The sequence below is a fragment of the Altericista sp. CCNU0014 genome (assembly GCF_044923475.1).
GTDB lineage: Bacteria > Cyanobacteriota > Cyanobacteriia > Thermosynechococcales > Thermosynechococcaceae > JAAURS01.
This window is the reverse complement of sequence record NZ_CP137338.1, coordinates 1,878,224-1,892,531: the sequence shown is the minus strand read 5'-3', so window position 1 is coordinate 1,892,531 and position 14,308 is coordinate 1,878,224. Positions and strand designations below refer to the sequence as shown.

The following is a 14,308-nucleotide window of genomic DNA, read 5'->3' as shown; positions in this document are numbered from 1 at the left end:
ATGCAGACTTCACTAGGCTTCTATCGCGTTTGCGATCGCCCCATCGATCGCCTTGTCCGACTTAGCATCTTTTTTGGCGATCGATGAACGGGTTTGGTTTTGGAATACGAGTTGGTTCTTCTGCCAGTCCACGTGGATGGTGTCTCCTTCAGTGAAGGCTTGCTCTAGGAGCTTAGTGGCGATCGCATTTTCCAGTTCCCGCTGAATGGCTCGCTTAATGGGCCGAGCGCCATATACAGGGTCATAGCCTGCTTCGACCAAGTGATCGAGGGCAGCGTCGGAAAGCTTCAGCTTAATTTTTTGCTCAGAGAGTAGTTTTTCGACCCGCTTGAGCTGGATGCCGACAATCTGACGCAGATCTTCGCGTCCAAGGGAATGGAACAGAATCACATCGTCCACACGGTTGAGGAATTCGGGCCGGAAGTGCGATCGCAGCGCGCCCATGACCTGTTTTTCCATTTCGTCATAGCGGGTATCGTCGCCCGAAAGGTCGAGAATGCGATCGCTGCCGATGTTGCTGGTCATGATGATGACCGTATTGCAGAAATCAACCGTGCGGCCTTGGGAATCGGTGATGCGCCCGTCGTCGAGAACTTGGAGCAGGACATTGAAGATGTCGGGATGGGCTTTTTCCACTTCGTCAAACAAAATGACGGAGTAGGGACGGCGACGAATGGCTTCGGAGAGCTGACCGCCTTCGTCATAGCCCACGTAGCCGGGCGGCGCGCCGATGAGCCGAGAAATGGCGTGTTTTTCCATGTACTCGGACATGTCAATCCGCACGATCGCATCTTCAGCATCGAACAGCAGTTCTGCAAGGGCGCGAGCTAACTCCGTTTTGCCCACCCCCGTGGGTCCGAGGAAGAGGAAAGACCCAATAGGACGACCTAAGTCCTTCATGCCTGCTCTGGCGCGACGGATGGCAGCCGAGACGGAAGCAACGGCTTCTTCTTGACCGATGACGCGCTGATGCAGATAGGATTCTAGGGCCAGCAGTTTATGGCGCTCGGTTTCGAGGAGGCGCGTGACGGGAATGCCCACCCACTTGGCGACCACTTCGGCGATATCGGCTTCGGTGACCTGATCGCGGAGTAGCGTCGATCCTTTTTCTTGGAGATCGTGGAGCAGGATTTCCTGTTCTTCGAGTTCTCGCTGAAGGGCTTCCATGCGTCCGTACTTGAGCTGAGCCGCTTTGTTGAGGTTATACTCGCGCTCGGCTTGGTCGATTTGGACGCGGAGCTGGGATTCTTCTTCTTTGAGGTGGTTGATGCAGTCTAAAACCTGCTTTTCGCCCTGCCATTGGCTTTCGAGGGATTGTTTTTTGGGATTTAGCTCTTTAATTTCTTGAAGGACGCGCGCGAGACGATCGCCGGAAGACTGAAACGACGCGCCCGATCGCGCGCGGGGTGCTGCTTCCTGCTCTAGGGACAGCTTTTCCATTTCGAGCTGCATTAGGCGGCGCTCGATGGTTTCTAATTCCCCAGGTTTTGAGGTCATTTCCATTTTGAGCTTCGCGGCGGCTTCGTCTACGAGATCGATCGCCTTATCGGGCAAAAAGCGATCGGTGATGTAGCGATTGGACAGGACGGCGGCGGCTACCAAGGCCGAGTCGGTGATTTTGACGTTGTGGTGGATCTCGTAGCGATCTTTAAGACCTCGCAGGATGGAGATGGTGTCCTCGACATTGGGCTGGGCGATGAGCACCTGCTGGAAGCGCCGCTCTAAGGCCGCATCTTTTTCGATGTATTTGCGAAATTCATCGAGGGTCGTCGCGCCAATACAGCGCAGTTCTCCCCGGGCCAGCATGGGCTTGAGCAGGTTGCCTGCATCCATGTTGCCTTGGGTAGCTCCGGTGCCGACAACGGTGTGCAGTTCGTCAATAAACAGCACGATTTGCCCTTCGGAGTCCATCACTTCTTTGAGGACGGACTTGAGGCGATCTTCAAATTCGCCTCTGTACTTAGCTCCGGCAATGAGGCTACCCAAATCGAGAGAAATCAACTGGCGATTTTTCAAGGATTCCGGTACGTCGCCTTTAACGATGCGCTGGGCTAATCCTTCGGCGATCGCCGTTTTGCCCACCCCCGGCTCCCCGATCAGCACTGGATTGTTCTTCGTACGGCGCGACAGAACCTGAATCACGCGGCGGACTTCTTCGTCCCGACCGATGACGGGATCTAGCATTCCTTCTTGGGCTTGGGCGGTGAGGTCGCGCCCGTACTTTTCCAGCGCGTTGTAGCGAGACTCGGAATCTTGATCCACGACTTTTTGGGTGCCCCGCGTTTTTTGGATGGCTTCTTCGAGCAATCCGCCATCTAGCCCGACGCTGCGCAGCAGACTTTTGCCCACGCGCTTGTCTTCTGCAAAGGCAAGCCAAAAGTGATCGACGGAAATAAAGCGATCGCCCCGTTCTTCCCGTTCTGCATCGGCGCTATCTAGGAGCTGATCGAGTCCGCGTCCTAGGTAAATATTGGTGCCATTGGCGGTCACGCTGGGCTGTCGCCGCACGAAGTCCGTGAGGCGCTTGAGTAAGGCAACGGGGTCCGCACCCGCTCGCTCGAGCAAAAGAGTGGTGGTTTCGTCTTCTTCGAGGAGGGCGATCGCGAGGTGTTCGACCTCGAGCTGCTGGTTGCGATATTTGCGGGCAACGTCTTGCGATTTGACAATGGCTTCCCAAGCCTTATCGGTAAATTTGCCTGGGTCGGTCGGCTGCATGGGGCGTTAGGCTCTGGATAGACCGTGAATATTATGGTCTAGTATAACAAGCTATGTTTACTCAGCTAGGGGCAGAGGCAACTTGGGTCTAAGCTAAAATAGTGAGGAAAGCTCAGGGTTCTGTGAGGGACTATGCGATCGATTGAGCAACTGACAACAGAAATTTTGTCTTTACCCAGCGTATCAAGAGCATTTCTAGCAGAAAAGCTGGTTGAGAGTTTGGAATTTGATACTGACTCAACCCTTCAAGCGACTTGGGTCACTGAGGCCAAAAGGCGCAGGGATGAGGTGTGCAATGGCACGGTAACACCGATTTCTGGAGAAGAAACTTTTGCTCAGGTAAGACAACTGCTCCTTAGCCAGATTGAAACTCTTGAGACAGAGGAGTTACAACAACTTCAGAAATCCATTCAATCTAAACTAGCTCAGCACCAAACCGCTCCACAAGCTGGCTTTCCTCAGGCGCTTCTGGCCTCTGGTCTGACTCAACAGATCAAGTATCCTACTTCCCCCCAGTCTATAGAGCGACGATTGGTTGAAATTCAAGGTAAACCTCTCTCTGAGACAATCCTTGAGGAACGTCGTTAAATGGCGGTCTATTTTGTCGATAGTAGTGCTCTTGTTAAGCGATACATCAACGAAACAGGCTCTCAGTGGATATTGAATTTATGTAATCCTGCCTCGAATCACGACATCGTTATTGCGGCAATCGCAGGGGTTGAAATCACTGCTGCCATAACGCGACGCGCAAAAGGCGGCAGCATTGACTTAGAAGATGCTGATGCCCTATGTCATCAATTCAGGGTCGATCTAGCAACTGAGTATAAGTTATCGAAATCAGCGATCGCATTATTGCTGCTGCCATGGACCTAGCTCAAGCCCAAGGACTGCGAGGTTATGATGCAGTTCAAGTTGCAGCGGCATGTGCTGTCAATAGTCTATGTATTGAGAACAGCTTACCCCTCGTAACCCTCGTTTCCGCAGATAATGAGCTAAACGAAGCAGCGATTAGAGAAGGATTGAAGGTCGAAAATCCTAGCCATTATTTGTAATTGAGGGCGATCGCCTTCTCTGATGGATTGAGTGTGTCAGTGCTAAAGCAGCACGGTAGCAGGCGATGGAAGCGATCGCTCTGATATTCGCGACTGAAACGGCGATCGTGTGGTGGTTTATTAGGAGGGCGATCGCACAATCAAGATTACTGATTCGCTTCCAACCAAGTCATCAGATCCTCAGCACCCATAAAGTCCAATAGTGCCTCACCCAACATTTCTAATTGAGGCAGAGATAACGCTTCAACCTTGGATACAACATTAGGAGACAAATTCCCAATTCGGCGGGAGAGCAGACGTAGAACCAGCGACCGTTCACCTTCTTGACGCCCTTCTTGGCGACCCTTAAGTTCACCCTCTTGGCGACCCTCTTGCAAAGTTTCTTGACGCCATTTTTCGTAAACTGGAGATAAGTTCATCGCTAAAGCCCTCTCTTCCTCATTTAGATTCTGCAACACATTTAGGTTAATTCGCAACACCGCCAACTGCTCAATCGTGTTTTGCCGCATCGGATGATTGGCTGGCAGTGCCAACAATTCTGAAATTGCCTGACGTTGAACCTTACCACGAGCCATCAATCGCAACCATAATGTCTCTTCTGCGATCGGAAGCTGATGTAGCGCAACAACAGCAGTACGTAGCTCTGTCGGCAGAAAATAAAAGCCCTTCGGCCAATTTGTAAGCCCGATAGCAGAAAATCCTTGCAGCGTTCGTTTTGAAACCGTTGGACTCAGAATCCACAACCGAGGTAAATCCTGCTCAGACAACGATTGTGTTTCGCGTTTTGCTTGACGTATTAGCTCTTCAGTTACATTAACCCGTTTGCCAATACAGCTATCAATCTCATGGGATTGCACCGCATTATGAAAAGGTTCTATTGCACAAGATTGTCTGACCATCCGCCCCAAAATGCCCAATTGATTCAGTGCAAGTTGAGCATCAGGCTTAGGGACAAACCAAACATCAATTTCACGAGTTTCACTGATGACCTTTCGACTGGTTGTAACGGTACCTACAGGCTCCAGTAAAGTTTCCAGATGCTGTTTGGCAAATAAGTCATGGTAGGTACGGGTCATGCAAAGACAACGAATTCAAGCTGTTCCGCATCGTACCATGATGGAGAAGGCTATTTCCTTGAAAAGGGCAACGTGCCTCTAGCCTTGCTTGATAGGCCGACAACATCAATTTGAGTTCGAACGTTAGGCTGTGAGTTTGCAACAATATAAATCTCAATATTGCTACCCAGTGCGTTTAATATGTTGCTGAATTCCTACACGACCGAACTCGTTGCAACCCTCGCGCAACGGCGGCAAAAGCTAGGCGATCGCCTTAACCGTCCCGTCCTCCTCTGGTCCGGGTCGGCACCCCCGCGCAATTTTCCGGCCAATCGCCATCCTTTCCGCGCCAGCAGTCACTTTCTATATTTTGCAGGAGTACCGCTTCAGGAGGCGGTCATTCATCTCCATTGCGGGCAGTTAACGCTGTTTGTGGAAGATGCGACTCCTGCCGACGCGCTCTGGCACGGCCCATCTCCTCAGCGCAGCGATATCGCCAATTGCCTGGGTGCGGCAGCAGCGTATCCCCTCGCGGAACTGCATCAGTTTGCGCGGGATGCAGTGACAATTCCAGTGCAAAACCCCACTGCTCGCCAGCACCAGAGTCAGGTACTCGGTCGTCCTCTGGACGAAGCGAATGCCCTAGAAGGCGGCGATCTGGAATTGGCTGAAGTTTTGGTAGAGCTGAGATTGGTGCAAGATAACTGGGCGATCGCCGCAATGCAACAGGCTGCCGATGTGACGGTCAAAGCGCATCTGGCAGGCATGGCTCGGACGCGCCAGGCCAAAACCGAAGCCGAAGTGCGCGCGGCGATGGAAATGGAGATGATGGCAGCGCAAATGGAGCCTGCCTATCAGAGTATTGTGACGACTCGCGGCGAGATTTTACACAGCCAGACCTACCATCGCGTGCTGAATGCTGGCGATTTGTTACTGGTCGATGTAGGAGCAGAGCATCCGCTCGGATGGGCAGCAGATGTGACGCGCACTTGGCCTGTTTCGGGTCAGTGGTCTGCCACTCAACGGGCGATTTATGAAATCGTGTTGGCGGCTCGCGATGTTTGTATCGCTGCAGTCCGCCCTGGGGTGGAATATCGCGATATTCATTTAATGGCTGCCAAGACGATAGCTGAGGGGCTTGTGGATGTAGGAATTCTGAGAGGAAGTACGGCAACCTTAGTGGAACGGGCTGCCCACGCGCTGTTTTTCCCCCACGGCATCGGCCATCTGCTGGGGTTGGACGTACACGACATGGAAGACCTGGGCGATTTGGCCGGTTACGCGCCCGGTCGGGTCCGCAGTCGCGAGTACGGCATGCAGTACTTGCGGCTCAACCGCCCCCTACAGGCGGGAACGGTGGTGACGATCGAGCCGGGGTTTTATCAAGTCCCTGGCATTTTAGACGACAGGGAATGCCGGGATGCGTTTGCAGACTGCGTGAATTGGGAGCGGTTGGCGGACTTTGAGGATGTGCGAGGCATACGGATCGAAGATGACGTGCTGGTCACCGAAGCCGGATGCCGAGTTTTGACGGCAGCTTTACCGACGCGAGCGGATGAGGTTGCGGAGCGTTTGAGGGTTTGAATGCCGAGAGCCTAGAAATGCCTCGCCGCAGACCCATTCAGACCTTCAGCGCGCTCGTTCGAGAATCCGCACTCGGGCTACTGCGGTCGCGTTTGACTCGGCACTAGAACGAGCGCCCAATAGGGAACCTCCTCAGGTGCGACCTCAGCAATGGAACGAATGCGCTGATTGGGCATGGTGGCCCGCTCGATATAGAGCGCGCGGGAAAAAAGATCGAGTTCTTCCAGGACGGCTTTGACCTTAGCAAAGTGGCGGCCCAGCTTAATCACAATCGCAGCATCGGCCACGGCTAGGCGATCGCGCAACGTCTCCCGATCCAACGTAGCGGGCATAATGCTCAGCACGTCGTTCCGGTAGGTCAGCGGGGCACCCAGCATCGCAGCGCTGGCAAAGGTCGAAGAAATACCTGGAACCACTTCCGTCTCGAAGCGACTTGCCAGACGATTGAAGATATACATAAACGAGCCGTACAGCATCGGATCGCCTTCGCACAGCACCGCCACATCGCGCCCTTCGCTGAGGTGTCGGGCAATGTCTTCGGCAGCGCGGTCGTAGTAGGGTTGGGAGGAGCGCTCGACGCTGAACGGCAGGGGCATCGGAATTTCAATCTGCTCGGGCCGAATAAAGCTCGCCACGATCGCCCGTGCCAAAACCTTACCGCTCTCCATCGTGGGATAGGCAATCGCGGGTACCGAGGTCAGAATGCGGTGGGCCTTTAAGGTCAGGAGTTCGGGATCGCCGGGACCGATGCCCAGTCCGTACAGTCGCCCTTGGGGTTGAGTCATAGTTCGTTCTCCTGAGCTAACGCATTGACGGCTGCGGCTGCCATTGCACTTCCCCCTCGCCGTCCGCGAAGGGTCATAAACGGGATGCCGTGAGGGATTTCAGCCAGGGCCGATTTGGATTCGACCGCTCCCACGAATCCCACCGGAAATCCCAGGATCAAAGCAGGTTTGGGCGCTCCCTCCTCCAGCATCTCCAGCAATCGAAACAAGGCCGTCGGGGCATTGCCGATCGCCACCACCGCACCGTCCAGATGCGCCCTCCATAGCTCCAGAGCCGCTGCCGAACGAGTGTTCTGGAGCTTTTGGGCGATCGCGGGGACTTCAGGCTCGTTCAGCGTGCAGATCGCGGCATTCTGAGCGGGCAATCGCTTGCGGGTGATGCCATTGGCCACCATCTGCGCGTCGCATAAAATGGGAGCACCTCGCACGAGGGCAGCTCGACCCGCTGTGACGGCATCGATGGAATAGGCCAGATCGTCCGCAATATCGGTCATGCCGCAGGCGTGAATCAGCCGCACCGCCACGGGTTCTAAATCGGCAGGTAGCCTTTCTAAGCGAGCCTCCGCTCGAATGGTCGCAAAAGATTGGCGATAAATGGCGCTGCCATCGCGGATGTAGTCCATCATGACTGTTCCAAGGTCGAATCGAACAGCTGTCGCAGGCGGGCGATCGCGTGGCGGTTGACAAAGGCACCGAAGGATTCTTGCCCACCTTGCCGATATTGTTGGTACGCGCGAATCATCGCTTCGATGAGGCGAGGTAGCGCGTCTGCCGCGCTAAACGAATAGAGCGTCCGTCCAAACGGACTGCCATCATTGCCAACGTAGATGCAGTAAGCTTCGGTATCCGCTCCCGGAATGCCCACCAGGGTAATATCCCCAGATCGATGCTGAGCGCAGGACTTCTCGCAACCGCTGAAGTGAATGTTGATGGGCGTATCGAGGACGATACATCGCTCTAGATGAGCAATGAGGGTGCGAGCGTGACGCTGCGTATCCGTCGCGGCGGCGCTACAACCCGTCGTTCCAGAACAAGCCACCATTGCGCTCCTAGGATGGGTTGCGCGGGGGGATAGCTCCAGCGCTTCAATTCGCTGCCGAACTCGGGCAACCTGCGGCGTAGGTATATGCGGCACAATAACCGTCTGCCAAGGGGTTAGCCGCAAGGTCCCATCTCCCCAATGGCTGGATAGAGCCGATAATTCGCGTAATTGCCTCGTTTTCAGCCGACCCAGCGGTAGACTGACGCCGATATAAGCCAACCCCGACTGCCGTTGGGGGTGGATGCCCAGATGGGCGTAATTTCTAGAAGGAATTTCATCTCGATCTCGGTCGTCTGAAATCAAAGCAAAGTCGAGTTGCCGGGCGACGGTTTTGAGATAGCGTTCGACGCCCCACTCCTTTAAAAGCTCTCTCAAACGAGGTTTCCGTCGCTGCTGGCCAGAATGCGCAAAAGAATAGTCTCGATAAACTGCCGCTAAGGCAGCCAGAAGCGAGATCGCTTCGCTCTCCCGCACGCTGACCCCCATATCCTGGGGTGCTTCGCCGCGTTCTCCAATGCTTAAGTGCAGCCTCAACTGGATGCTCTCCCCGACTGCCATCGCCACCAAGGTAATGTCGTTGGGGCGATCGCGAACTGAAACGATTTCCCCACCGTCAAAACAAACGCTAAATTTAGACGAAAGCACCCCAAAGTCGGGGCGACTGACGAGATAGCGATTCCAATTTCTCGCGAGCGGTCGAGTATCCAACAGCGCTCGGACATCAATCCCAGCGGTAGGGCTGCACATAATGTTGCGAACCCCGTCCGCATCTGGGATGGGCGCCGCTAGCGCTACGCTTTGGAGGGACTGGAGCGCGTCAGCCGGAATTTTTGCCTGAAGTTCGCGGATTTGGAGATTAGCGCGGTTCGTAACCTGGACGGCCCCGCTGCCAAATCGATCGCAGAGGTCGGCGATTGCCTCGCACTGCTGCCCGTTCAAAATGCCACCAGGGATCCGAATCCGCGATAAAACGCCATCTTGGGCTGAAGTGGCATGAAATAAGCCGGGGCAAGCGTCAGCAATCGGGACAGTAACATCAGACAACAATTGAAACTCCTTCTCCGTGCGGCGCAGAGAATAGAAAAATAGACGATGACCCCTAAAAACGCCATCCTCGTCGGCATTCTGACTCGGGCAATGCCCTTACAGTTGCGGCACAGTGCCGGACTCTCACCGGACTTTCCCGACGTTAAGCTTCAGTAATTTAACATGAGATCGTCGCTCTAATGCAGAACTGCTTGATTTTCTTAAACAAGATGTTTTCAGCGCTCTGTATTACTCGTAAAAGCATTTTGCCAGCGCTGGTAGGCGGAGCTTCAATGGTAAGACCGACAGAGCGAGATACCAGGATAGATTTAAAGCGGCATTTCTTTCTGTCGGATTGGGCAAGGGAATTTCTCGATCGAGTCACTGCTAAATTGCAGATCGGGATATTAATTTAGATTTTTATTTTTGATAGTAATTTTTTATCGATCCCAGAAAACAAGATTTACCTCTTCTTTGAAATTCAGCTAGTACCATCGACAGAGGTTCATTGAATTGATTTCTGTCGAAAGACAGACGTTTATGAAATTTAATTTTATCTATAATTCAATTTTAACTGAATATACGTTGTTAGCTAGTTTAGTCAAGCTGCCAGAGATCTTTAAACATAATAGAAAATTTAGCTATCGCTACAGTTTATTTCGTTCAATCTAGTAGGAGAGCAAAATCTAGTGTTACATTCGGCCACTCAAACTCTTAGTTATTTTAGTGAAGAGCAACAATTTAGAGAGCTGTTAGTTCTGGAAAAACTAGATCGCAAAGTTGAAATTAACCCTTCACTTATTGAAGGGTTTGAGACAGCTATTAATAGAGCTTTAACTGATGCTTATGGCCCTCAAAAAAATCCTGCCCAAGAGATGGAAACAGCACACTTATTTCTACAGCGCGTGCTTTATTGGATCAATCGCCTCAACCTTTTTTGGTATGACGATTTAGCTCGTTATACCAACGAGCGTTCCGTTTATTTGCAACGCTGGCGCGATCGCATTGAAGCAGCTTGGCAAGCCTGGGAGCTAGAGCAGCTCGATATCCCAGAAATTCAGCGACTAGATCCAAAGCAAGCGCTCGTGGAACGCGGCGAGGCCGATCTCGACCCGCCGCTGTCTTCTAACAAACGGTACTTGCGCGAACAAATGACAATAGAAGGGTACAAACATCTTTTGATCGTTGCTTCTTTAGATGGATTGGTGGAAGGAAGCCGACTGTCTAGAATCTTAGGCGGCAGTAGTAATGAAGTTCATGCTACTTTGACACGCGTTCTTCTAGAAGAATACGGTAACGGTCGTTTGTCTCGCAAACACTCTACCTACTTTGCCCAAATGATGGCGGAATTCGGGTTGGATACAGAGCCAGAAGGATACTTCGACTGGGTGCCGTGGGAAGTTCTAGCTTCAATCAATCACAATTTTTTGCTCACCGAATGCAAGCGTCATTTTCTCCGTTACAACGGCGGATTGACCTACTTTGAAATTGCAGGACCTTCCATCTACAAGGACTATCTCGCTGCAGCGCAGCGACTGGGGCTTTCTCAAAGCGCGATGGGCTATTGGGAACTTCACATTCGCGAAGACGAGCGGCACGGTCAGTGGATGTTGCAAGAGGTGGCACTACCCCTAGTCGATCGATATCCCGACAAGGCTTGGGAACTCGTACTGGGGTACGACCAAGAAAAACTAATCGGCGATCGCGCAGGTGCTGCTGTTGTGGATCTAATTCGCCAACAAGACAGAGCGTGCGTTTGACGGTTCGATTCCCATGCTTTGGCAAATCCAGTTTTCGGATTGCGTTTTTCCAACTATTTTGCTCGAAGGTTTTCCTATGAAAGAAGCTTTACTTCCCAAGCCACTGCTTACAATCGACGCGCGCAATGAAGTATTTATTTGTCAAGAGGAATCTCAGTTTTACGCTCAGTGCTTAGAAAGCATGGTTTTTAAGTACTGCGATGCAACAGATACGGTTGTCGAATTTGGGGCGGGCGATGGCGGCCCCGTCATTAGCGCGCTTCTTAAAAATGACTTCAATGGCATTATTCATGGATTCGAGCTGAATTATCCTTCCTATGAACTGGCACGCTCGAATATTAAGAAGTACCACCTTGAGGATCGGTACGTCGTTCATAATCGATGCTTCTTTAACGATCTGCGGCTCGAAGCCAATTATCTCATTGCCAACCCTCCGTATCTGCCCGCCCCCGATAATAATCTCTATATTCCTTCTCTTCACGGCGGGACGGATGGGGCGGATATTACAAAACGGTTGTTATCTCTGGGCTATCAAAATGTCATGTTGATGATTTCAGCCTATTCCAACCCAATTGAGGTGGTAAATTACGCAGCCGACCGAGGTTATAAACTAGTTGACTTCATGCTTTCACCTTTAAGGTTTGGATACTACAGCTGCGAACCTAAAGTCCGAGCGGCGATCGCGGAATTGCGCAGGCGAAACCAAGCCTTTTATTCCGAAAATATATATTTTCTATCAGGCGTACTCTTTAGGAAAGATAGTGAGAGCGATTTAGACTTGTCAGAAGAATTCATAAAAGTGATGACGATTTTGTAAGAGATTGGGATTGAATGGGTCGAGCCTCGATCCTCACTCGCCGCGCACGCGGTAGCCGATATCGTGCCGGTAGTAACAGTCTTGGAAATGAATCCGGGCGATCGCCGCGTACGCTTTGGCAAACGCTCGGTCAAAATCTCCTCCCAGAGCGTTCACTGCCAGCACCCGCCCGCCATCCGTCACCACCTGTCCATCTCGAAATGCCGTCCCCGCATGGAACACTACGGTATCTAACTGCGCTGCCGCTTCCAGTCCGGTAATGGGGTGGCCTTTCTCGTAGCGATCGGGATAGCCGCCCGCAGCCGCGACCACGCAGGCTGATACCCCTGGCTTCCAGGCAATGGGACCGACTTCCTTCAGCTTTTGCTCCGCACAGGCCATCAATAATGTTTCGAGAGGCGTATCGAGCAATGGCAGAATGGCCTGGGTTTCGGGGTCGCCAAACCGACAGTTAAACTCAATCACCTTGGGTTCGCCCTCAGGAGTAATCATAAGTCCGGCATAGAGCACGCCGCGATAGTCAATTTGACGCGATCGCAGTTCTTCCATCACGGGTTCTAAAACCTCAAGCTGGATCCGGCTCATGAGGGCATTCGTGATGAGGGGTAGCGGCGCGTAAACCCCCATCCCGCCCGTATTGGGACCAGTGTCGCCCTCTCCGATGCGCTTGTGATCTTGGGCGGGGACGAGGGCGCGGATGGTGATGCCATCCGTCAGCGCCAAGACTGAGACTTCTTGGCCCGTCAAGTATTCCTCGATCAGGACGCGATCGCCCGCCTCGCCGAATTTTCCTTGGAATGCGGCATTAACCGCAGCGATCGCCTCTGCCTCGGTCATTGCCACGGTCACGCCCTTCCCCGCTGCCAATCCATCGGCCTTGATGACAATTGGCGCTCCCTCTTCCTGGATATAACGAACGGCAGCCTCTGCATCCGTAAAAGATTGAGCCTTAGCCGTCGGCACGCTCGCGGCTTCCATTAATGCCTTGGCCCAGGCTTTACTCGCTTCAATTTGCGCCCCCGCTTTGGTCGGGCCAAATACGGCGATGCCGTGACGGGTGAGGACATCGGTTATGCCCAAGGCTAATGGTACCTCAGGGCCAACGACCGCGAGATTGACCTGATGGGCTTTGGCAAACGCCGCAATGCCCTCAAAATCTTCAGCACTGAGGGCAGCGTTCTCGCACTTGGCAAGGGTTGCCGTGCCTCCGTTCCCCGGAATGCAGTACACCCGATCCACTGGGGCCGATTGGGTCAATTTCCAAGCTAGGGCATGTTCTCGCCCGCCATTGCCCACGACGATAATTCGCACGGTTTCCTCGCTTTGCAGTTAAATTGCGCGCCTCTTTTACGGTACAACGCGCCTGTTTTTTTTAATAGATGAACCCGGCTCGGAGAGGGTCGAGAATCCAGCAGATGAGCGTTTTTGGCAATTCTCAGTACCGGATCCTCGGGTCGATGTAAGCATTGATAATATCGATCGCAATACTGGCGATCACGACAATCACCGCAAAAAACACGATGATGCCCTGCACCGTCGGGTAGTCTCGCATCGAAATCGCTTCGTACAAGCGATTGCCCAGACCGGGCCACGAAAAGGTCACTTCTGTCAGGACTGCCCCGCCCAACATCGCGGCTAGGGTTAAACCCAAAACCGTCACGACGGGAATCAACGCGTTCCTGAGGGCGTGAACCAGCAGCACCCGCCGCTCTGGGATGCCTCTAGCCCTTGCGGCTTCGACGTAGTCTGCCTTCAGGGTTTGCTTGAGGTTGACCCGCACGATCCGCTCGAAAATGCCGCTGAGCACCAGCCCCAAGGAAAAAGAAGGGAGCGCAAGATAGTACAAAGACACCCCCAGCGCCCCAAAGTCGCCCGACAGGAGACTGTCGATCGTGAACAAACCCGTAAAGCCGGCGGGCGGCAAGGCGGTCACCGGATAGCGGGTCCCCAGCGGAAACCATCCTAGCTGGACCGAAAACACGAGTTGAAACAGCATTCCTATCCAAAACAGCGGTACGGAATAGGTGATGATGCCGAAAATCCGTCCCGCCGCATCCAAGGGCGTATTGGGACGGGATGCCGATAGAATGCCCACGCTCACGCCGATGAAGAGGGCGATCGCCATGCTAAAAATGGCCAGTTCCGCCGTTGCGGGGAAGAAATCCCGAACGATCTCCCACACGGTCTGCCCGCGACTGGACAAAGAGGTCCCCAGGTTTAGGCGGAGCAAGTCGCCGAGATAGTGCAGGTACTGCACCCAAATCGGATCGCCTAGCCCGAGTTGCTCGCGGACTAGAGCCTTTTGCTCCTCCGGGGCGCGAGGGCCTAGGATAGCATCCACGGGGTCCCCTGGCGTGGCTCGCAACAGCAGAAATACGACGGTGGTGATGGTCCACACCATCAACGGAGCCAACAGCAACCGCGAGAAGATGTAATATTGCAGGGCGCGAATCCGAGACATGGAGCCATTTC

The 14,308-nt window shown here is 53.2% G+C and carries 12 protein-coding genes and 1 riboswitch; of the genes, 5 read left to right on the top strand and 7 right to left on the bottom strand.

The window, feature by feature from the left end; all coding sequences use genetic code 11:
- Positions 1 to 12: 12 nt before the first annotated feature.
- A complete protein-coding gene (gene clpB / locus R6H26_RS09455) occupies positions 13 to 2,715 on the bottom strand; it encodes an ATP-dependent chaperone ClpB (RefSeq protein WP_404790204.1) in 2,703 nt (900 codons plus the stop codon).
- Positions 2,716 to 2,847: 132 nt separating this feature from the next.
- Between clpB and R6H26_RS09450 the strand changes: the two genes are divergently transcribed.
- Both R6H26_RS09450 and R6H26_RS09445 read left to right on the top strand, forming a co-directional pair.
- Positions 2,848 to 3,303 carry an addiction module protein gene (locus tag R6H26_RS09450; RefSeq protein ID WP_404790203.1) on the top strand — a complete coding sequence of 152 codons (456 nt, stop codon included), beginning with the start codon at positions 2,848 to 2,850 and terminating at the stop codon, positions 3,301 to 3,303.
- The gene (locus R6H26_RS09445) at positions 3,304 to 3,588 is read left to right on the top strand and encodes a type II toxin-antitoxin system VapC family toxin (RefSeq protein ID WP_404790202.1); all 285 of its coding nucleotides are present in this window, start codon (positions 3,304 to 3,306) and stop codon (positions 3,586 to 3,588) included.
- A 325-nt stretch (positions 3,589 to 3,913) separates the two neighbouring features.
- Here R6H26_RS09445 and R6H26_RS09440 read toward each other — a convergent pair whose 3' ends face one another.
- Positions 3,914 to 4,843, bottom strand: a complete 930-nt coding sequence (locus R6H26_RS09440) for a DUF4351 domain-containing protein (protein WP_404790201.1) — start codon at positions 4,841 to 4,843, stop codon at positions 3,914 to 3,916.
- Positions 4,844 to 5,023: 180 nt separating this feature from the next.
- On the opposite strand from R6H26_RS09440, the gene R6H26_RS09435 reads away from it, so the two are divergent.
- Positions 5,024 to 6,406 carry an aminopeptidase P family protein gene (locus R6H26_RS09435; RefSeq protein WP_404790200.1) on the top strand — a complete coding sequence of 461 codons (1,383 nt, stop codon included), beginning with the start codon at positions 5,024 to 5,026 and terminating at the stop codon, positions 6,404 to 6,406.
- Positions 6,407 to 6,483: 77 nt separating this feature from the next.
- Here the strand turns inward: R6H26_RS09435 and R6H26_RS09430 are convergent, their stop codons facing one another.
- The 3 genes from R6H26_RS09430 to cobG are packed head-to-tail and all read right to left on the bottom strand — an operon-like array spanning position 6,484 to position 9,280.
- A complete protein-coding gene (locus tag R6H26_RS09430) occupies positions 6,484 to 7,191 on the bottom strand; it encodes a precorrin-2 C(20)-methyltransferase (RefSeq protein WP_404790199.1) in 708 nt (235 codons plus the stop codon).
- The gene (locus R6H26_RS09425; RefSeq protein ID WP_404790198.1) at positions 7,188 to 7,817 is read right to left on the bottom strand and encodes a precorrin-8X methylmutase; all 630 of its coding nucleotides are present in this window, start codon (positions 7,815 to 7,817) and stop codon (positions 7,188 to 7,190) included. The genes R6H26_RS09430 and R6H26_RS09425 overlap by 4 nt, the downstream gene beginning before the upstream one ends.
- Positions 7,814 to 9,280 carry a precorrin-3B synthase gene (gene cobG, locus R6H26_RS09420; RefSeq protein ID WP_404790197.1) on the bottom strand — a complete coding sequence of 489 codons (1,467 nt, stop codon included), beginning with the start codon at positions 9,278 to 9,280 and terminating at the stop codon, positions 7,814 to 7,816. The genes R6H26_RS09425 and cobG overlap by 4 nt, the downstream gene beginning before the upstream one ends.
- A 50-nt stretch (positions 9,281 to 9,330) precedes the next feature.
- Positions 9,331 to 9,463: riboswitch (cobalamin riboswitch) on the bottom strand.
- Positions 9,464 to 10,134: 671 nt separating this feature from the next.
- Between cobG and R6H26_RS09415 the strand changes: the two genes are divergently transcribed.
- Positions 10,135 to 11,019 (top strand): iron-containing redox enzyme family protein, encoded by an 885-nt coding sequence (locus tag R6H26_RS09415; RefSeq protein WP_404790196.1) that lies wholly within the window; start codon positions 10,135 to 10,137, stop codon positions 11,017 to 11,019.
- A gap of 76 nt (positions 11,020 to 11,095) precedes the next feature.
- Positions 11,096 to 11,836, top strand: a complete 741-nt coding sequence (locus R6H26_RS09410; RefSeq protein ID WP_404790195.1) for an SAM-dependent methyltransferase — start codon at positions 11,096 to 11,098, stop codon at positions 11,834 to 11,836.
- Between the two features lie 33 nt (positions 11,837 to 11,869).
- Here the strand turns inward: R6H26_RS09410 and purD are convergent, their stop codons facing one another.
- Positions 11,870 to 13,147, bottom strand: coding sequence for a phosphoribosylamine--glycine ligase (purD, locus tag R6H26_RS09405; protein ID WP_404790194.1), 1,278 nt, complete (start codon positions 13,145 to 13,147; stop codon positions 11,870 to 11,872).
- A gap of 124 nt (positions 13,148 to 13,271) precedes the next feature.
- On the bottom strand, positions 13,272 to 14,297 hold the full coding sequence (locus R6H26_RS09400; RefSeq protein WP_404790193.1) for an ABC transporter permease: 1,026 nt from the start codon (positions 14,295 to 14,297) through the stop codon (positions 13,272 to 13,274).
- Positions 14,298 to 14,308 lie beyond the last annotated feature (11 nt).

What these genes read in the sequence shown, in the direction of transcription:
- clpB (WP_404790204.1), bottom strand. Translation starts at nt 2,715, where the DNA reads ATGCAGCCGACCGACCCAGGCAAATTTACCGATAAGGCTTGGGAAGCC.
- R6H26_RS09450 (WP_404790203.1), top strand. Translation starts at nt 2,848, where the DNA reads ATGCGATCGATTGAGCAACTGACAACAGAAATTTTGTCTTTACCCAGC.
- R6H26_RS09445 (WP_404790202.1), top strand. Translation starts at nt 3,304, where the DNA reads ATGGCGGTCTATTTTGTCGATAGTAGTGCTCTTGTTAAGCGATACATC.
- R6H26_RS09440 (WP_404790201.1), bottom strand. Translation starts at nt 4,843, where the DNA reads ATGACCCGTACCTACCATGACTTATTTGCCAAACAGCATCTGGAAACT.
- R6H26_RS09435 (WP_404790200.1), top strand. Translation starts at nt 5,024, where the DNA reads ATGTTGCTGAATTCCTACACGACCGAACTCGTTGCAACCCTCGCGCAA.
- R6H26_RS09430 (WP_404790199.1), bottom strand. Translation starts at nt 7,191, where the DNA reads ATGACTCAACCCCAAGGGCGACTGTACGGACTGGGCATCGGTCCCGGC.
- R6H26_RS09425 (WP_404790198.1), bottom strand. Translation starts at nt 7,817, where the DNA reads ATGATGGACTACATCCGCGATGGCAGCGCCATTTATCGCCAATCTTTT.
- R6H26_RS09415 (WP_404790196.1), top strand. Translation starts at nt 10,135, where the DNA reads ATGGAAACAGCACACTTATTTCTACAGCGCGTGCTTTATTGGATCAAT.
- R6H26_RS09410 (WP_404790195.1), top strand. Translation starts at nt 11,096, where the DNA reads ATGAAAGAAGCTTTACTTCCCAAGCCACTGCTTACAATCGACGCGCGC.
- R6H26_RS09400 (WP_404790193.1), bottom strand. Translation starts at nt 14,297, where the DNA reads ATGTCTCGGATTCGCGCCCTGCAATATTACATCTTCTCGCGGTTGCTG.